At 73.2% G+C, this 17,780-nt stretch carries 14 protein-coding genes; 9 read left to right on the top strand and 5 right to left on the bottom strand.

Translation table 11 applies throughout. The annotated features are described in order from the left end of the window. Nucleotides 1–101: 101 nt before the first annotated feature. Nucleotides 102–923, bottom strand: coding sequence for a 16S rRNA (cytidine(1402)-2'-O)-methyltransferase (gene rsmI / locus BEP24_RS09210; RefSeq protein ID WP_065962613.1), 822 nt, complete (start codon nucleotides 921–923; stop codon nucleotides 102–104). A gap of 54 nt (nucleotides 924–977) precedes the next feature. Here rsmI and BEP24_RS09215 point away from each other — a divergent pair, with 54 nt between their 5' ends. Further along, entirely contained in the window at nucleotides 978–2,609 is a 1,632-nt protein-coding gene (locus BEP24_RS09215) for a phospholipid carrier-dependent glycosyltransferase (RefSeq protein ID WP_065962614.1), read from the top strand. A gap of 174 nt (nucleotides 2,610–2,783) precedes the next feature. Here BEP24_RS09215 and BEP24_RS09220 read toward each other — a convergent pair whose 3' ends face one another. Then, nucleotides 2,784–3,443 (bottom strand): TetR/AcrR family transcriptional regulator, encoded by a 660-nt coding sequence (locus BEP24_RS09220; RefSeq protein ID WP_175473825.1) that lies wholly within the window; start codon nucleotides 3,441–3,443, stop codon nucleotides 2,784–2,786. A 143-nt stretch (nucleotides 3,444–3,586) separates the two neighbouring features. On the opposite strand from BEP24_RS09220, the gene BEP24_RS09225 reads away from it, so the two are divergent. The 6 genes from BEP24_RS09225 (at nucleotide 3,587) to hrpA (ending at nucleotide 14,013) form a co-directional block, all read left to right on the top strand. Continuing rightward, nucleotides 3,587–5,137 carry an MFS transporter gene (locus BEP24_RS09225; protein WP_065962642.1) on the top strand — a complete coding sequence of 517 codons (1,551 nt, stop codon included), beginning with the start codon at nucleotides 3,587–3,589 and terminating at the stop codon, nucleotides 5,135–5,137. Between the two features lie 248 nt (nucleotides 5,138–5,385). Beyond that, complete coding sequence (locus tag BEP24_RS09230; protein WP_065962618.1) at nucleotides 5,386–6,243, top strand: rhodanese-like domain-containing protein; 858 nt, start codon at nucleotides 5,386–5,388, stop codon at nucleotides 6,241–6,243. A 222-nt stretch (nucleotides 6,244–6,465) separates the two neighbouring features. After that, a complete protein-coding gene (locus tag BEP24_RS09235) occupies nucleotides 6,466–7,533 on the top strand; it encodes an NAD(P)-dependent oxidoreductase (RefSeq protein WP_065962622.1) in 1,068 nt (355 codons plus the stop codon). A 3-nt stretch (nucleotides 7,534–7,536) separates the two neighbouring features. Next, nucleotides 7,537–8,067 (top strand): ATPase, encoded by a 531-nt coding sequence (locus BEP24_RS09240; RefSeq protein WP_065962625.1) that lies wholly within the window; start codon nucleotides 7,537–7,539, stop codon nucleotides 8,065–8,067. A gap of 196 nt (nucleotides 8,068–8,263) precedes the next feature. Beyond that, nucleotides 8,264–10,099 carry a DUF255 domain-containing protein gene (locus BEP24_RS09245; protein WP_065962644.1) on the top strand — a complete coding sequence of 612 codons (1,836 nt, stop codon included), beginning with the start codon at nucleotides 8,264–8,266 and terminating at the stop codon, nucleotides 10,097–10,099. A gap of 71 nt (nucleotides 10,100–10,170) precedes the next feature. Further along, on the top strand, nucleotides 10,171–14,013 hold the full coding sequence (gene hrpA / locus BEP24_RS09250; protein WP_065962627.1) for an ATP-dependent RNA helicase HrpA: 3,843 nt from the start codon (nucleotides 10,171–10,173) through the stop codon (nucleotides 14,011–14,013). A 12-nt stretch (nucleotides 14,014–14,025) separates the two neighbouring features. Here the strand turns inward: hrpA and BEP24_RS09255 are convergent, their stop codons facing one another. Continuing rightward, nucleotides 14,026–14,574: a YbaK/EbsC family protein gene (locus BEP24_RS09255; RefSeq protein ID WP_065962628.1), complete on the bottom strand. Its 549-nt coding sequence runs from the start codon at nucleotides 14,572–14,574 to the stop codon at nucleotides 14,026–14,028. Between the two features lie 200 nt (nucleotides 14,575–14,774). On the opposite strand from BEP24_RS09255, the gene BEP24_RS09260 reads away from it, so the two are divergent. Further along, entirely contained in the window at nucleotides 14,775–15,377 is a 603-nt protein-coding gene (locus BEP24_RS09260; protein ID WP_071246665.1) for a hypothetical protein, read from the top strand. Nucleotides 15,378–15,412: 35 nt separating this feature from the next. Here BEP24_RS09260 and BEP24_RS09265 read toward each other — a convergent pair whose 3' ends face one another. Beyond that, nucleotides 15,413–16,288, bottom strand: a complete 876-nt coding sequence (locus BEP24_RS09265; RefSeq protein WP_065962631.1) for a hypothetical protein — start codon at nucleotides 16,286–16,288, stop codon at nucleotides 15,413–15,415. 100 nt (nucleotides 16,289–16,388) lie between these two features. Continuing rightward, nucleotides 16,389–17,060: a DUF2461 domain-containing protein gene (locus tag BEP24_RS09270; protein ID WP_171898780.1), complete on the bottom strand. Its 672-nt coding sequence runs from the start codon at nucleotides 17,058–17,060 to the stop codon at nucleotides 16,389–16,391. A gap of 61 nt (nucleotides 17,061–17,121) precedes the next feature. On the opposite strand from BEP24_RS09270, the gene BEP24_RS09275 reads away from it, so the two are divergent. Continuing rightward, on the top strand, nucleotides 17,122–17,772 hold the full coding sequence (locus BEP24_RS09275) for a CatA-like O-acetyltransferase (RefSeq protein WP_065962637.1): 651 nt from the start codon (nucleotides 17,122–17,124) through the stop codon (nucleotides 17,770–17,772). Nucleotides 17,773–17,780: the final 8 nt, after the last annotated feature.

Genomic DNA, 17,780 nt, shown 5'->3' on the forward strand with positions numbered 1-17,780 from the left:
CTGTGGAGAACACGTCGCGCCCCGCGCGCCGCCTGTGGACCGCCGGACGGGAGGCGTGGGGCGGCCCCGCACCGTGCCTCCAGACCGGCCCGTGGTCGCGACTACCGCGCGGCGAGCGCGCCCTCGTACAGGTCGCGCTTCGAGAGCCCGGTCGCGTCCGCGACCGCGGCCGACGCCTCCTTCATGCGCGTGCCCGCGGCGACGCGTTCCAGGACGAGCCGGACGCCGTCCTCGAGCGAGACCTCGTCGACCGAGCCCGAGGCGCCCGCGACGACGATGCAGATCTCGCCCCGCACGCCGTCGGCGGCCCACGCCGCGAGCGCCTCGAGCGAGTCGCGCCGGACCTCCTCGTAGAGCTTCGTGAGCTCGCGGCAGACGACCGCCCGGCGCGTGGCCCCGAACCCGGCCGCCATGTCGGTCAGCGTGTCGGCGAGCCGGTGCGGCGACTCGAAGAACACCATGGTCCGCTGCTCCCCGGCGAGCGCCTCGAACGCGCGACGCCGCTCCCCCGCCTTGCGCGTCGGGAACCCCTCGAAGGTGAAGCGGTCGGTCGGCAGTCCGGACACGGCGAGCGCCATCAGCACGGCCGACGGACCCGGCAGCGCGGTGACCGTCACCCCGGCGGCAGCGGCGGCCTCGACGAGCGGGAACCCGGGGTCGCTGATCGCCGGCATGCCCGCGTCGGTGAGCACGACCACGTCCTCGTCGCGCGCGAGTTCGACGACCTCCGCGGCGCGGGCGCGCTCGTTGTGCTCGTGCAGGGCGATGAGCCGCGGCCGGTTCTCGATGCCGAGCGCGCGCATGAGGTGCACGGCGGTCCTGGTGTCCTCCGCCGCCACGACGGTCGCGTTCGACAGGGTCTCGACGAGTCGGCGCGACGCGTCGCCGAGGTTCCCGATGGGCGTTGCTGCGAGGACGATCACCTCCCCATTGTGGTGGCAGGTCCGTCGTGGGGTCGATCCGTAGGATGCACTGCGATGACCACGGAGCTGACCGACGACCCGACGACCACGCCCGCCGGGCCGGTCGGCTCCCGCATCGACGACTGGTGGGGCCGGGTCCTGTCGACCTCGCGCCGGGTCGCGGTCTGGCGGTGGACCGGGCCGCTCGCGGTCACGCTCCTCGCGGCGGTCCTGCGCCTCGTCGGGCTCGGTCACCCGCACTCGCTCGTGTTCGACGAGACGTACTACGTCAAGGACGGCTGGTCGATCGTGCACCTCGGGTACGAGGGCACCTGGCCGGCGAACCCGAGCGGCGAGGGCGCCACGACGACCGACCAGCGCTTCGCCGCCGGCGAGACCGACCTGTTCACGAAGGCGGCCGAGTTCGTCGCGCACCCGCCGCTCGGCAAGTACCTGATCGGCCTGGGCATGCTGCTGTTCGGGGCGGACAGCTCCTTCGGCTGGCGCATCACGGTCGCCGTGCTCGGCACCGCCACGGTCCTGCTGACCGCGCTCATCGCCCGCTCGCTCTTCCGGTCCACCGCGATCGGCACCCTGGCCGGTTTCCTGCTCGCGGTCGACGGGCAGGCCATCGTGCTCAGTCGCGTCACCCTGCTCGACGGCATCGTCACGTTCTTCGTGGTGCTCGGTGCGGGAGCGCTGCTGCTCGACCGCCGGTGGGCCCAGCGACGGCTGGACGCCTGGGTCGCCCGGCGTCGGGAGGCAGGACGCGAACTGCTCTGGGGCCCGGTGCTCGTGTGGCGGCCGTGGCTCCTGGCGACCGGGATCGCGCTCGGGCTCGCCTCGGCGACGAAGTGGTCGGGCCTGTACTTCCTGGCGTTCTTCGCGCTGTACTCGGTGCTGGTCGAGATGATGATGCGCCGCCGGGCCGGCATCGCGTTCTGGTCGTCGAGCGCCTTCCTGCAGCAGGCGCCCGTGACGTTCCTGCTCACGGTGCCGGTCGCCGCCGTCACCTACCTGGCGTCGTGGACCGGGTGGTTCCTGTCGCGGGCGGGCTGGGACCGTGACTGGATCGGCTCCGGCGGACAGCGCTGGACGGGCGTGCTGGCGTGGGTCCCGGACTCGTTCCAGAACTGGTGGCACTACCAGTCCGAGATCTACGGCTTCAACATCGGGTTGCACACGCCGCACTCGTACCAGGCGAACCCGCTGCTCTGGCTCGTCATGCAGCGGCCCACGTCGATGTACTACGTCGGGACGGACGCCGGGCAGGACGGCTGCGCGTCCACCCGCTGCGGCGAGGCCATCACCGGGATCGCGAACCCGTTCGTCTGGTACGCGGCGGTGATCGCGACCGTGGCGCTCCTGGTGCTCTTCGTGCTGCGCCGCCGCTGGGAGTACGGCTTCGTCCTGATCGGCGTCGCGGGCGGCTACCTGCCCTGGCTGCTGTACACGGACCGCACGGTGTTCCAGTTCTACACGGTGGCCTTCGAGCCCTTCATGGTGATGGCGCTCGCGGCGGCGATCGGGCTGGTGGCCGGGTCGCGGGACGACCCGCGGCCGCGCCGCACGCGGGCACTGGTCTGGATCGGGGTGTACCTGGTGGTCGTCGTCCTGGCGTCGGCGTACTGGTACCCGATGTGGACCGGGATGCAGGTGCCGTGGGACTTCATCCGCTCGCACTACTGGGTGCCGAGCTGGTTGTAGCGCGCGTCGCGTCTCGACCGTGTTCGCCGGTCGGAGCACTGCGTCGCGACCGGCGGACGCCGGTCGGCGCCCGGTCGCGTCGCGACCAGGGGACGGCCGGGAGGCGCGGGGCGGGCCTGCCCCGCGCCTCCCGGCCGGTCGCGGGTCACATGACGGGCGCGCGCCGCACGTCCGTCAGACGGTCGGCTGCATCGCGCGCTCGAGCGCGCCCCGGTCGAGCGGCGTCCCGACCATGTCGTCCGGCGTGCTCGGCGGCATCACCCCGTCGACGAGGACCTGCGCGTAGCGCTGCCACGCCTCGGGGTCGGCGTCGCGGGTGGCGTCCGCCACGGCACCGAGCATGGTCGTGAGCATCGGCAGGTCGCGGTAGTCGAACCCGGCGCGCACCACCCCGGCGTCCTTCGCGCGGCGGATGATGCGGTCGACCTGGTCCTCGAGCCGGTCGCGCTCGCGGGCGATCGACGGGCGCCCCTTGCCCGCGCGGACGATCGCGTCGGCGAGCGCACGGTCCCGGGCCCGGAAGGCGAAGACGCCCATCAGGTACACGCGGAGGGCCTCACGCGGGTCGGACTCGGCGGCGGCCCGGGCAGCGGCCTCGTTGAGGGCCTCGAACTTGGCTGCGAGCAGTGCCTCGATCAGGGAGTCCTTGTCGGCGAAGCGCCGGTAGACGGTGCCGACGCCGACGCCGGCCTCGTGCGCGATGTCGTTCAGGGTGACCGAGATCCCGCGCTCCGCGAAGCACCGACGCGCGGTCTGCAGGATGAGCTCGCGGTTGCGTGCGGCGTCGGCGCGCAGGGGGCGCTCGACGTCGTGCGCGTGGTCGGTGGTGCTCATGGCCATGAACGTAACGGAACTTTCTGGGAACAAGTGGATGCGGTCGCTCCGTTTTGGTCTACAGTGTTCCGAAGCGGATGCCGCGCATCCGTTTCCCGGTCCACCAGACCACCTCCCCCTCCACCTTCTCGAAGGAGGCTGCCGTGACGGCAGAACAGACCGCGCCGACTCCGACCGGGTCGGCCCCCGCACCTTCCCGGAGCGCCGGCTCCGCTGACGGCCAGCCGCAGCACCGGTGGATCGCCCTCGCGGTGATCGCCCTCGCCCAGCTCATGGTCGTCCTCGACGCCACCATCGTGAACATCGCACTGCCCTCGGCGCAGGCCGACCTCGGCTTCGCGACCGACCAGCGGCAGTGGATCGTCACCGCCTACTCGCTCGCGTTCGGGTCGCTCCTGCTGCTCGGCGGCCGCCTCGGCGACCTGTTCGGGCGCAAGAACACCTTCATCATCGGCCTGGTCGGCTTCGCGGTCGCGTCCGTCCTGGGCGGCCTCGCCGACTCGTTCGGGCTGCTCGTCGCGGCCCGCGCACTGCAGGGCGTGTTCGGTGCCCTGCTCGCACCGTCGGCCCTCGGCATGCTCACGACGACCTTCCGCGACCCGAAGGAACGCGGCCGCGCGTTCGGCATCTTCGGGTCGATCGCCGGGTCCGGTGCCGCCATCGGCCTGCTGCTCGGCGGTGTCCTCACCGAGTACGCCTCGTGGCGCTGGTGCCTCTACGTGAACGTCGTGTTCGCCGTCCTCGGCGTGATCGGTGCGCTCGTCTTCATGGCCCGTCCGCCCAAGGTCGACCGCCCGCGCATCGACGTCGCCGGGGTGCTCACGATCACCGCCGGCCTGGTCGGGATCGTCTACGGGTTCTCGAACGCCGAGTCGAACGGCTGGGATGCTCCCGTCACGATCGTCATGCTCGCCGCGGGCGTCGTGCTCGTCGCCGCGTTCGTGTTCATCGAGACCCGCGTCGCACACCCGCTCCTGCCGCTCCGGGTCGTGCTCGACCGCGACCGCGGCGGCTCGTTCCTCGCCATCGGCCTCGTGGCGATCGGCATGTTCGGGATCTTCCTGTTCCTGACCTACTACCTCGAGCAGACCCTGGGCTTCACCTCGCTCCAGACGGGCCTGGCGTTCCTGCCGATGCCGGCGTCGATCATGCTCTCATCGACGCAGATCGGTGGGCGGCTCCTGCCCCGCGTCGGCCCCAAGGTGCTGGTGTTCGCCGGTGGCCTCGTGGCGGCGACGGGCCTGCTGCTCCTGCTCCGCACCGACCTGGACAGCACCTACGCGGGCACCGTCCTGCCGGCGCTGATCGTGATCGGTCTCGGCATGGGCACGATCTTCTCGTCCGCGATGAACACCGCGACCACCGGGGTGGCCCGCGCCGACGCCGGTGTGGCCTCGGCGACCGTGAACACCGCGCAGCAGGTCGGCGGCTCGATCGGGACAGCGCTGCTGTCGACGATCTTCGCCGACGTCGTCTCGAACAGCCTGTCCGGACTGCAGGGCGCCCCGAGCAAGCTGCAGCAGGCGCAGGCGGTGCTCGACGGGTACCACGCCGCGTTCGCGATCTCGGCGGGCGTGCTCGTGCTCGTCGCCCTCGCCGGCGGGCTGCTCATCAACCGGCAGTCGGTGCGGCTCGCGAAGCTCGAGCACGCGGCGTCGACCGCCACGGGCAGCATCCCCGCGGCAGCGCACTAGCGGCATCCCCGCAGCGGGCGCACCAGCGGCATCCCCGCAGCGGGCGCACCAGCGGTGTCCCCCGAGTGGCGCACCTGGCGACCGCTCGACGCGGGGGCCGCTCCACGGCCCGGGCCGCGCAGAACCTCTGCGCGACCCGGGCCGTCCTGCTGCACGGAAGTTCGGATTCCGTGCGCCCCGGACGGCGCGGTTGCGCACTGTGTCGATCCTGCTGGGATGCGTCGGGGGCCGCGGATATCGTGAGCGCCATGTCCCCCGTCCTGACCTCGCCGCTCGTGTCCACGCAGTGGCTCGCCGACCACCTCGGTGCCGACGACCTCGTCGTGCTCGACGCGTCGGTGCACACGACGGGGACCGGACTGGCGATGAGCTGGCAGGACGCCCGCGACGCGTACGAGCAGCAGGGCCACGTGCCCGGTGCCCGCTACGCCGACCTCGTCGACGCCTTCTCCGCCCCGGACGCACCCGTCCCGTTCACCCGTCCCGGTGCCGAGCGGTTCGAGGCCGCGGCCCGGGCGCTCGGCGTGACGAACACCTCGTGCGTCGTCGTCTACGACGACAGCGTCGGCGAGTGGGCCGCACGGCTGTGGTGGATCTTCCGCGCGTTCGGCTTCGAGCAGGTGGCCGTGCTCGACGGCGGCTTCACGAAGTGGCGCGACGAGGGCCGCCCGGTCCGCGTCGGTGCCCTGCGCGCCGCGGTGGCCGTGCCGTCGGAGCCGTTCCTCGCGGGTGAGGAACGCGCCGTCTGGGCCGACCACGACCGGGTCCTGCGCGCCGTCCGCGGCGACGAGCCCGCCGCGATCGTCCTCGCGGCTCCGCGGTCACTGCTCGGCGACGACCACCCGGACGTCGTCCCGGGGAGCACGGTGATCACCACCGACGACCTGGTCGACCCGGTGTCGAACACGCTGCTGCGGCGCCCCGCGCTGGCCGAGGCGTTCCGGCCGGTCCTCGAGGCCGACGAGATCGTCACCTACTGCGGGGTCGGGAGCGCGGCGTGCGTCGACGCGCTGGCGTTGACCGTCCTCGGGCACGAGCACGTGACCGTGTACGACGGGTCGCTCGTGGACTGGTGGCAGCGGGAGCCGGAGCGGCTCGCGTCCTGAGTCCGGCCCGCGCCCGGTCCGGACCGGGTGCCCGCCGAGCCGGGCGAGCGCGCCGTCCCGGCCACGCGCCTCCGCGTCCGAGGCATCTGCACACCGTGACGAGCGCGCGGACCCGACCGCGCGCATCCCGTCCGTCCCTCGTGCACGCCGTGGGCGGCGCGCCGGTCCGGCCACGTGCCTCCGCGTCCCGGCGCGCGACCGCTCGGGGCTAGCGTTGACGCCATGAGCACCAGGCGAGCCGTCGTCCTCGGCGGCACCGGCGGCATCGGCTCCGCCGTGGTCCGCGACCTCCTCGACGCGTCCGGACGCGGGGGTGACGACTGGCAGGTGGACGTCCTCGCCCGCCGGGGCGGGCCCGCCGCGGACGCCCTGACGGCGGCCGGCGCCTCCTTCACCGCGGGCGACCGTCGCGACACCGCGGTGCTGCGCGACCTGCTCCGTCCCGGAGCCGACCTGCTGGTGGACACCGTCGGCGTCACGCGCGACGACGCCCTGCAGCTGCGCCCGTACCTCGACGACGTCGGCTCGACGGTGTTCGTGTCGTCCAAGGCGGTCTACGTCGACGAGCAGGGTCGGCACGCGAACTCCCTCGACAAGCCGGTGTTCGGCGGCGCGGTCACCGAGCTGCAACCGACCGTGACCGCGGGCGACGGCGACCCGACCAGCCGTGACGGCTACGCGGCCGCGAAGGTCGCCGCGGAGCAGGTGCTGCTCGACCACGGCGCCCCCGTCACGGTGCTGCGCCCGTCGAAGGTGCACGGCCCGGGCACCGGCCGGCCCCGGGAGTGGTTCGTCGTGCGCCGCGCGCTCGACGGTCGGGAGCGGATCCTGCTCGCCGACGCGGGCCGCGGTGTCGACCACACGACCGCCGCGAGCGGCATCGCGTCGCTCGTCCGGCTCGTCGCGGACGCACCCGACCGCCGCATCCTCAACGTGGCCGACGAGGACGCACCGAGCGTGCTCGAGATCGTCCGCACGCTCGCCGGCCTGGTCGACCACCGGTTCGACGAGGTCCTGCTCGACAAGGACGCCCCCGGCTTCGTGGGCGTCACCCCCTGGAGCGTGCCGTCGCCGTCCGTGCTCGACACCACCGCCGCCCGAACGCTCGGGTGGCAGCCGCCGCGGTACGCCGAAGCGGTGCGCACGACCGTGGACTGGCTGCTCGAGACCGCGCACGCGGTGCCCGCCGGCGGCGACGTGCCGTGGGCGGCGGACCCGTTCTGGGACCGCATGTTCGACTACGGGCCCGAGGACGCCGCGCTGGTCCTGCTGTCGCTCGGGCGCGGCTGAGTCGTGCCGCGGTCGGAGGTCCTGTTCGTCGGCGGACGTTCCGGCGTCGGCAAGTCGACGGCAGCAGCGGCCCTGCACGACCTGTTGTCCGCCGCGGACGTCCACCACGCGGTGATCGAGGGCGACGTGCTCGACCTCGCCTACCCGGCCCCGCACCTCGTGCACCCCGAGGCGCACCTGGCGGAGCGGAACCTCGCGGTGCTGTGGCGCGCGTACCGGGAGCTGGGGCACCACCGGCTGGTGTTCACGAACACGGCCGCGGTGCTCGAGCACGACCGGTTGGCCGCGGCGATGGGCGACGACCCGGTCGTGCACGTCGTGCTCCTCCGCGCGGACGACGACACGACCGCGGAGCGGCTGGGCCGACGGGCGGGCGGCTCCGCCCCGTCGGCGCAGCTCGCGCACAGCGCGGCGACGGCCGGGAGGCTCGACTCGGCCGTCGCGGACACGGTCACCCGGGTGGACACCGTCGGTCTGTCGCCGGCGGACGTCGCGCGTCGCCTCGCGGCCGTCACGGGGTGGTTGCCCGCCTGAGGCGGGTCGGAGCGGCCTGGTGCGGCTGGGGCGCCCGCGCTGCGCGGGCCGCAGCCGCTCGCGGTGCCGTCGCTCGCGGTGTCGCCGACGCTGCTGGCGGTCCGGTTCCCCCGCGGTGCCTGTGGACGGCGTCGACCTGTCCACCGGTCCCGCTCCGCTCCCCCGTGTCCAGCGTCGGCGGGGCACGCTGGACGGCATGAGCGACAACCGACTCGGCAGTGCGGTCAGCCCGTACCTGCGGCAGCACGCGGACAACCCCGTCGACTGGCGGGAGTGGGGGCCCGACGCCTTCGCCGAGGCCCGCGCCCGCGACGTACCGGTGCTCGTCTCGGTCGGGTACGCCACCTGCCACTGGTGCCACGTCATGGCGCGCGAGAGCTTCTCCGACCCCGAGGTGGCCGAGCTCCTGCGACGGGACTTCGTCGCGGTGAAGGTCGACCGCGAGGAACGGCCCGACGTCGACGCGAGCCTCATGGCCTCGGCGAGCGCCTTCACGCAGCAGCTCGGCTGGCCGCTCACCGCGTTCACGACGGGCGACGCGCAGGTGTTCTTCGCGGGGACCTACTACCCCCCGGTCCCGGTCGGGCAGGTGGGCTCGTTCCGGCAGGTCCTCGCGGCCGTCCTCGACGCATGGCGCGAGCGTCGGCACGAGGTCGACGCGAACGCGACCGCGATCGCGGCGGCGATCCGGCAGGGAGCCGAGGCGGAGGCGACCGCCCGTCGGGGTGGGGCCGACGGCGGCGACGAGCCGCGCCTCCCGACCGTCGACGCGATCCGGGCGGTGACCACGCAACTGGCCGCGGCCGAGGACACCACGTACGGCGGTTTCGGAGGCGCACCGAAGTTCCCGAGCACGCCCCTGCTCGAGTTCCTCGGCGACGTCGCGGCCGACGGCGACGACGACGCCCGTGCCCTGCTGGAGCGGAGCCTGCACGCGATCCGGTCGACGGAGCTCACCGACGCCGACGGCGGGGTGTTCCGGTACGCGACGAAGCGCGACTGGAGCGTGCCGCACTACGAACGCATGCTCTACGACAACGCCGGACTGCTCGCCGTCGCCGACGCGGAGCAGGCCCGCGGCATCGCCGACTTCCTGCGGGACACCCTCCGCAGGGACGACGGGGCGTTCGTCGCCGCGCAGGACAGCGAGTCGACGATGGACGGTCGGCGGGTCGAGGGCGAGTGGTACCGCCTCCCGCTCGACCAGCGGGGTCGGTTCGACCCGCCGCCGCTCGACGACCAGGTGCTGACCGGGTGGAACGGGCTGGCGATCCGCGGCCTCGCGATCGCCGGGTCGCGGCACGGTGACGACGAGATGCTCGCCCTCGCGCGGGGAGCGGCCGATGCGGTGCTCACCGCCCACGTCCGCGACGGGCACGTGGTGGTGCGGTCCAGCACGCCGCGTGGTGCGTCCTCCGCCGCCCCGACCGTCGAGGACGTCGGACTCCTCGCCGAGGGGCTCCTCGAGCTCGCCCTCGTGACCGGTGACGTCACCCTCGCCGAACAGGCCCGCACGATGGTCGACGACGGCTTGGCCGGTCGCTTCGCCGTCGATCCGGTCCTGGCCGGTGCCGGCACGGCCACCGGCGAGCAGCCGCAGACGGCGATGCGGTCCGGGACCGTGGCGCTGGCGTCTGCCGCGGTGGCCCTGGCCGCGCTGACGGGGCACGACGGGTACCGCGACGCCGCAGCACGGCTCGTCGCGGACCGCGCCCGCACCGGGACCGAACGACCGCTCGGCCACGCGGACGCGCTCGGGGTCGCGCTCGCGCTGGGCCGTCCGTCGCGTGAGGTCGTCGTCGTGGCCTCCGACCCGGTCGACCCGATGCGCGCCGCCACCCGCGACGCGAGACAGCCCGGGACGGTCGTCGCCCGCGTCACACCGGACCAGGCCGACCAGTGGGCCGAGGCCGGGTTCGAACTCTTCGCGGGACGTGGCGCGCTCGACCCCGCGGGCTACGTCTGTCACGACCGCGTGTGCGCCCTGCCCGCGCGTCGGGCGGAGGACCTGCACGCGCAGCTCGTGGGCTGACCGGCACGGCTCCGACGTGCAGTCCCTGGGCAGCACGGCTGCCCCTCCTGAACCGCTATCCTGGAAGGCTCATGTCTGCCACGCCCGTCATCACGTACCCGCCGGAACTGCCCGTCTCGCAGCGGCGGGACGACATCGCCGCCGCGATCCGCGACCACCAGGTCGTGATCGTCGCGGGCGCGACCGGTTCGGGCAAGACCACGCAGCTGCCGAAGATCTGCCTCGAGCTCGGTCGCGAACACATCGGGCACACGCAGCCCCGACGGATCGCGGCACGCACGATCGCCGAGCGCGTCTCCGAGGAACTCGGCGGCGAGCTCGGCGACCTCGTCGGCTACCAGGTGCGCTTCACCGACAAGGTCTCGGCGAACACGCGGATCAAGCTGATGACCGACGGCATCCTGCTCAACGAGATCCACTTCGACCGCGACCTCACCCGGTACGACACGATCATCATCGACGAGGCGCACGAGCGGTCGCTCACGATCGACTTCCTGCTCGGCTACCTCAAGCGGCTGCTCCCCCGTCGTCCCGACCTCAAGGTCATCATCACGAGTGCGACGATCGACCCGGAGTCCTTCTCGCAGCACTTCGGCGGGGCGCCGATCATCGAGGTCTCGGGCCGCACGTATCCGGTCGAGATCCGCTACCGGCCGCTCGTCGGCGACGACCCGGAGGACGCCGACGACGACACCGACTCGCGCACCGGCGACAGCGGCAACGCGGCCGACGACCGCGACGTGCTGCAGGGCATCACCGACGCGCTCGACGAGCTGGCGCGCGAGGACCCGGGCGACGTGCTCGTGTTCCTCTCGGGCGAGAACGAGATCCGCGACGCGCAGGACGCCATCGAGGGCAAGCGGTACCCGGGCACCGAGGTCCTCCCCCTCTACGGCCGCCTCTCCGCCGCGGACCAGCACCGGGTCTTCGAACGCCGCAGCACGCCGGGGATCCGCCGCCGGGTGGTCCTCGCGACGAACGTGGCCGAGACCTCCCTGACCGTGCCGGGCATCAAGTACGTCGTGGACACCGGCACCGCTCGCATCTCGCGGTACTCGCCGCGGGCCAAGGTCCAGCGGCTCCCGATCGAGGCGATCAGCCAGGCGAGCGCGAACCAGCGGTCCGGGCGTGCGGGTCGCACGAGCGCGGGCATCGCGATCCGGCTGTACGCCGAGGACGACTTCGAACGCCGCCCGGAGTTCACCGATCCCGAGATCCTGCGCACGAACCTCGCGGCCGTGATCCTGCAGATGATCTCGCTCGGCTTCGGCGACATCGAGTCGTTCCCGTTCCTGCAGCCGCCGGACTCCCGCGGCGTGAAGGACGGCCTCGACCTGCTCCGCGAGCTCCGGGCGGTGGACGCCGAGGGTCGGATCACGAAGCCCGGGCGGCAGCTGACCCGTCTGCCGATCGACCCCCGCCTCGGGCGGATGGTGCTCGAGGCCGGGCGACAGGGCGTCGGGCGCGAGGTCATCGCGATCGTCAGTGCCCTGAGCATCCAGGACCCCCGGGAACGCCCCCTCGAGAAGCGTGCGCACGCCGACCAGTTGCACGCCCGCTTCGCCGACCCGACGAGTGACTTCCTGACGCTCCTCAACCTCTGGAACCACATCGAGGACAAGCAGGACGAGCTGTCGTCGAGCGCGTTCCGTCGCCTGTGCAAGGCCGAGTTCCTCAACTACCTGCGCATCCGCGAGTGGCAGGACCTGTACCGGCAGCTCTCCCGCGCCGCCAAGCAGGTCGACGTCCGGATCGCCCAGTCCCGCTCCGAGGACGGCGACGCCGTGCACCGCTCCCTGCTCGCCGGACTGCTCAGCCAGATCGGCCTCCGCGACCGCGAGAAGCGCGACTACCTCGGCTCGCGGAACACCCGGTTCGTGGTCTTCCCGGGCAGCGTCCTCGCAAAGAAGCAGCCGGACGCCGTGATGGCCGCCGAACTCGTCGAGACGAGCCGGTTGTTCGCCCGGACCGTCGCGCGCATCGACCCCGCGTGGGTGGAGCCGCTCGCCGGTGACCTCCTCAAGCGCACCCACGGCGAACCACACTGGGAGAAGAAGCAGGGCGCGGCCGTCGCCTACGAGCGGGTGACGCTGTTCGGCGTCCCGATCGTGCAGCGCCGCCGCGTGCAGTACAAGCGCATCGACCCGGAACACTCTCGCGAGCTCTTCATCCGGCACGCGTTGGTGGAGGGCGAGTGGGACGGCCAGCAGGCGTTCGACCGCGACAACCGTCGACTCCGCAAGGAACTCGAGCAGCTCGAGGAACGCACCCGCCGCCGGGACATCCTGTTCGACGACGAGCGCGTGTACGAGTTCTACGACGCCCGCATCCCGGCCGACGTCGCGACCACGCGCGACTTCGAGGGATGGTGGCGCACCGCGCGTCGCGACCAGCCCGACCTGCTCACGATGCGCCGGTCGGACCTCCTCGACGAGGACGCCGCCGACGCCGCACAGGACGAGCAGGAGTACCCGACGCAGTGGCGCAGCGGCGACCAGCGCCTCGCGGTCCGCTACCGCTTCGAGCCCGGCGCGCAGGACGACGGCGTCAGCGTGCAGGTCCCGCTCGCGCTGCTCCCCCGGATGCGCGAGGAGGGCTTCGACTGGCAGGTCCGCGGGCTCCGGCGCGAGCTCGTCACGGCGCTCATCAAGTCCCTGCCGAAACAGATCCGCAAGAACGTCGTCCCCGCGGCCGACTGGGCCGAGAAGATCGTCGCCGAACTGCCCGACGACGCCCCCACCGAGCCGACTGAGTCGTTCCGCGCGACCCTCGCCAAGGCCATCCAGCGCATGACCTACGTGACCGTGTCGGAGTCCGACTTCGACCTGTCGCGCGTGCCCGCGCACCTCCTGCCCACGTGGGCGGTCGTCGACGAACGCGGCCGCCGGGTCGAGTCCGGCAAGGACCTGTCGGCCCTGCAGACCAAGCTCAAGGACCGGACCCAGCAGAGCGTCGCCGCCGCCACCGCGAAGGGCGCGGCACGGTCGGGAGGCGCGGCTCGCGTCGCCGGAGCCGCCTCCGGCCAACAGGTGGAGGCGTCCGGCCTCACCGCGTGGCCGTCCCGCGACCTGCCGCAGGTGCTCGACACGAAGCAGGCCGGCGGCGTCATCCGCGCGTACCCGTCCCTCGTCGAGGAGGGCGAGGGACCGAAGGCGACGGTCGGCGTGCAGCTGCTCGCGACGCCGGGCGACCGCGCGGTCCGCATGCCCGGCGGTGTCCGTCGCCTCGTCATGCACGCGGTGCCGTCCCCGGTGTCGTACGTCCAGTCGCACCTGACGTCCCAGGAGAAGCTCGCGCTCGCGGCGAGCCCCTACCCGTCCACCGCGGCCCTGTTCGACGACGTGCTCGCCGCGGTCGTCGACGCCGGGATCCGCGCGGCACACCCGGACGGGCTCGTCTTCGCGAGGGTCGACTTCGAGGCGGTCCGCGATCGCGTGTCGTCGACCGTCGTCGACACGATGTTCACGGCGGTGTCCGAGGTCGCCGCGGTCCTCACAGCACACCGCGCCGCCGAGAAGTCCCTCAAGCAGGCCAACTCGATGTCCCTGCTGCCGGCCCTGACCGACATGCGGCAGCAGATGGAGCGCCTCGTCTTCCCGGGCTTCGTCGCCGTCGCCGGGCTCGACCGACTGCGGCGGATCCGCGTGTACCTGCAGGGCGTCGACGCACGGGTGCAGAAGCTCCTGCAGAACCCGGGGCGCGACGCCACGTGGATGCGCGAGGTCACCGTCGCGACCGACCGCTACACCGATGCGGGTGGGACCTTCCCGCCCGCGGTCGGCGCGCACCCGGAGCTCGTGCACGCGCGGTGGATGCTCGAGGAGTTCCGCCTCAGCCTGTTCGCCCAGGAGCTCGGGACGGCCGAGACGGTGTCGCTGCAGCGCATCACGAAGGCACTGACCGCCGCGCGCTGAACGAGACGACCGTCAGACGGCGGCAGCCTCGGTCGCCAGGCCCTCGACCACGGTCACGTTCGGCAGCGCCGCGAGGACCTCGCCCGGCAGGAACACCTTCGCACCGCGCAGTCCCGCACCGACGACGATCTCGGGCGCCCGGAGCACGCGGGCGTCGACGTACACGGGCCAGTCGGCGGGCAGGCCGATCGGCGTGATGCCGCCGTACTCCATGCCGGTGAGCTCGACCGCCCGATCCATCGGCGCGAAGCTCGCCTTGCGCACGTCGAGGAGCTGCTTCACGACACGGTTGACGTCGAGCTTCGTCGAGGCGAGCACCACGCACGCCGCGTACCGGACCTCGTCGCCGCGCCTGCCCGCGACCACGATGCAGTTCGCGCCGGCCTCGAGCGGGTACCCGTAGGCCTCCGAGAACGCCGCGGTGTCGGCCAGCTCCGGGTCGATCGGCGCCGCCTGGATGCGCGAGAGGAGTGCGCTCGGCAGCGCGACCAGGGCCTGGGCGACGGGGATCGCGAGGAACCCGGTGGCGACGAGGGCGTTGGATCGTTCGAGCGTCGGCATGGTCCCACCGTAGGGAACCCTCCCCCGGCGATGATGGAGCCACGGCAGGCGACCACCGCCGGCACACCACTGCAGCCGCTACACCGCTGGGGCCAGCAGGTGACCGCAGCCGCCACTCGACCGTGGCCACCACGAGACCAGGACGGAGCGCCAGACCCGTGTTCCGACGACTCCTCCGACGACACCTCCGACCTCCGTCGGTGCAGCAGCGGCCGGTCCGGACCCCTGCGGTCGTCCCTCGGCCGGGCGTCCCGCTCACCACACCCGGGCCGGAGCCGACGGACGCGCCGGAGGTCGTCCGGGCGCTGCTGACGATGCGGGCGCTCGGGGTGCTCGGCCAGCGTGAGCCGCGGCACTCCTCGGCACTCGCCGCGCAGGCGGTCGCACTCGGCCTCGGCGGACCGGCGGCGGTGGCGCTGGCTGCCCGGTACACCGACGACGACCCCGAGGGTCTCGACTCCGAACTGGTGGACTGTCTCGACGAGCTCGGGTGGTCGACCGCGGGGATGTCGACCGCGGACGCTGCCGTCCACCTCACCCGGGCGCGTGCCGCCCACGTCCTCACCGGTGCGGCCGACGGCCGATCGGTCGCGGCATGGGTGAACGCGCGCTTCGCGTGGGACGAGGCCGTCACCACCGGGGCCTTCGACGGCTTCGTCGGTCTGCACTGGGAGTTCGAGGAACTCGACGAGCTCGCAGAGCACGACCCCGGGGCCCGATGGGTGTTCCCCGACGTCGACGACGTCGCGGCTGCGTTCATCAACGACACGTCCCCCGTCGTCGAACGGTGGCGGCGCCGCTGACGGGACACGCTCCGCTCAGCGGAGCGAACGGCTGCTCAGCGTTCGAGGCAGATCGTCATGAGGGTCACCGTCGGCCCGGGACGCGCGTACGACGAGGGCGAGAGCCAGTCCGCCCGCGGCTCGTACTGCTCCTCCGGCCCGACGTCGCTGCGCTCGGCACGGATCCCCTCGGCCTTCCACGCCGCGACGACCTCGGACATGTCCGTCGTGCCACCGGGAACGGTCTCGGCCCCCTCGGGCAGCAGGTCCGCACCCGAGGCGTCCACGAGCTCGGCGGCGGTGAACCAGTACTCCCACTGCAGCCCCTCGTGCCGGTTGTCGAGCAGGCACGGTTCGGAGTACGCCCCGCCCTTCGGGGAGCCGTCGGACCGGAAGGCGTCGGCTCGCCGGGACCCGAGGAGTTCCACGGTGCGGTCGCCGATGCGGTTGAGCGCTGCCTCGGGGTCGTCCCCGCCGTCCGAGAAGTGCCGCTCGGCGGCGGTGGCGGGCTGCGCGCGGACCCGGGCGTCCTCCGCGACCCGCCCGGCCTGTGCGGTGATCCCGAGCACGTTGAACGGGACCGCGACGACGAGCACGACGATCGCCGAGATCACCCCGGCGAGCGACGTGCGGGGCTGCCGACGGCGCTTCACGGAGTAGGCGACGACGACCGCCACCGGGACGCCGACGGCGAGCAGCGCGCCGATCACGTAACCGGTCAGCACCCCGCCGGGTCCGGGTCGCTCGTCCTCGGGCGCGAACGAGCTCTGCAGCAGGACCGCGAGCTGGATCCACCAACTCACGAGGAGCAGGATCGGCAGGACGACCGCGACGACGACCGCGTTCGTCCGGCCGACGGCCCCCGTGCCGGCCTCGGCGCCGTCGTCGGTCCGGTTCCAGGCCGGTTGCGGCCCCTGGTCGTCGATGCTCATGCGTCCCCCTCGCGCCGCCCATCCTGGCAGGCGCCCGGCGATCGGGCACACGGGATCCGAGGCACCCGACGCCCCGGCGCCGTCCCAACCGTGCCGCGCGCTACGCCCGCTCGTCGATCGACCGCGCTCCCGGCACCGGCGGTGCCGGGTCGTCCGCGGCCTCCGGGTCGTCCGCCCGCGCCCACTTCACCGTCCACCGCACGAGGGGCTGCACCCGGTCCCACGCCGCCACGATGTCCTCGGTGCTGCTGTCGAGCGGGAGGTGCACGAGCGCGGCGTAGTGCTGCATCCGGAGCAGGTCGATCCGCGGGTGGTCGGCGTCGTACCCGCGCGGGGCGGTCCCGAGCGGCGGCCCGGCGAGCTCGTACCCGGCGTCGACCAGGTCGTCGAGTTCCCGGCGCAGCGCGGCAGCGGCCTGCGGGTGCTCGTCGATGGTCTCCCGCGCCGCCCGCAGCTGTGCGCGCGACGGTTCGTAGAGCCCGCCGCCGACCTGCAGACCGTCAGCACCGGCGCTCAGGTACATCCCGCCGGCGGTGAGCCCGGTGTCCTCGCGGTAGGGCCGCTCGTCCGGCGTGAAGCGCAGGTCGCGGTGCTGCCGCAGCACCCGACCGGGCCCGTACCGTCGCTCGGCCTCGTTCAGCAGGGCCTCCATCGGTTCCCGGACGTGCCGCTCCCAGTCCTCGCGGTGCTCCTCGAACCACGACTTCTCGTTGTGCGCGGCGAGCCCGCGGAAGAACGTCGCCAGCGCGGGCGAGAACGGCGTCTCGGTCATGCACCAGTGAACCGCCGCCGCGTGCAGGACCGTCGGCGGGTCGGGGTACGAGGATGACGACATGAGCGAACTCCGTCCGATCGACCTCGACCGCTGGCCCCGTCGCGAGCACTTCGCGCACTACCGACGGGAACCCTGCGCGTGGGAGCTGACGGTCGACGTCGACGTGACGGCGTTCGTCGCGGCGGTGCGTGCGGCGGGCGTGAAGACGTACCCGTCGCAGATCTGGGCGATCGCGACGGTCGTGAACCGGCACGACGAGTTCCGCATGGCGCTGACCGAGGACGGGCAGCCCGCCGTGTGGGACTCGGTCGACCCGACCTTCACGGTGTTCCACCCGGGCACCGAGACGTTCTCGGTGCTCGGCGTGCCGTACGACGCCGACCACCGGCGCTTCCACGACGCCGTGGTCGCGACGACCGCGACGTACCGGGACGACCACCGGCTGTTCCCGCAGGAGGACCGCGCGACGAACCGCTTCGACGTGTCGACCCTCCCGCGCACGTCGTTCACGGGGTTCGCGCTGCACCTGACCGGCGCCGAGGACCACCTGCTCCCGGTCGTCACCCTCGGCCGGTACCGCGAGGTCGGAGGCCGCACCCTCATGCCCCTCGCGCTGCGGGTGAACCACGCGGCGGTGGACGGCTTCCACGCGTCGCGGTTCGTCGCCGAGCTCGAGGAACTGTTCGCCGATCCCACGTGGCTCGCCTGACCGGACCC

The sequence above is a fragment of the Curtobacterium sp. UCD-KPL2560 genome (assembly GCF_001705035.1).
In the GTDB taxonomy this organism is placed as follows: domain Bacteria; phylum Actinomycetota; class Actinomycetes; order Actinomycetales; family Microbacteriaceae; genus Curtobacterium.

Coding starts and splice junctions, on each gene's coding strand:
- BEP24_RS09215 (WP_065962614.1), top strand. CDS start 978: ATGACCACGGAGCTGACCGACGACCCGACGACCACGCCCGCCGGGCCG.
- BEP24_RS09220 (WP_175473825.1), bottom strand. CDS start 3,443: ATGAGCACCACCGACCACGCGCACGACGTCGAGCGCCCCCTGCGCGCC.
- BEP24_RS09230 (WP_065962618.1), top strand. CDS start 5,386: ATGTCCCCCGTCCTGACCTCGCCGCTCGTGTCCACGCAGTGGCTCGCC.
- BEP24_RS09235 (WP_065962622.1), top strand. CDS start 6,466: ATGAGCACCAGGCGAGCCGTCGTCCTCGGCGGCACCGGCGGCATCGGC.
- BEP24_RS09245 (WP_065962644.1), top strand. CDS start 8,264: ATGAGCGACAACCGACTCGGCAGTGCGGTCAGCCCGTACCTGCGGCAG.
- hrpA (WP_065962627.1), top strand. CDS start 10,171: ATGTCTGCCACGCCCGTCATCACGTACCCGCCGGAACTGCCCGTCTCG.
- BEP24_RS09255 (WP_065962628.1), bottom strand. CDS start 14,574: ATGCCGACGCTCGAACGATCCAACGCCCTCGTCGCCACCGGGTTCCTC.
- BEP24_RS09265 (WP_065962631.1), bottom strand. CDS start 16,288: ATGAGCATCGACGACCAGGGGCCGCAACCGGCCTGGAACCGGACCGAC.
- BEP24_RS09270 (WP_171898780.1), bottom strand. CDS start 17,060: ATGACCGAGACGCCGTTCTCGCCCGCGCTGGCGACGTTCTTCCGCGGG.
- BEP24_RS09275 (WP_065962637.1), top strand. CDS start 17,122: ATGAGCGAACTCCGTCCGATCGACCTCGACCGCTGGCCCCGTCGCGAG.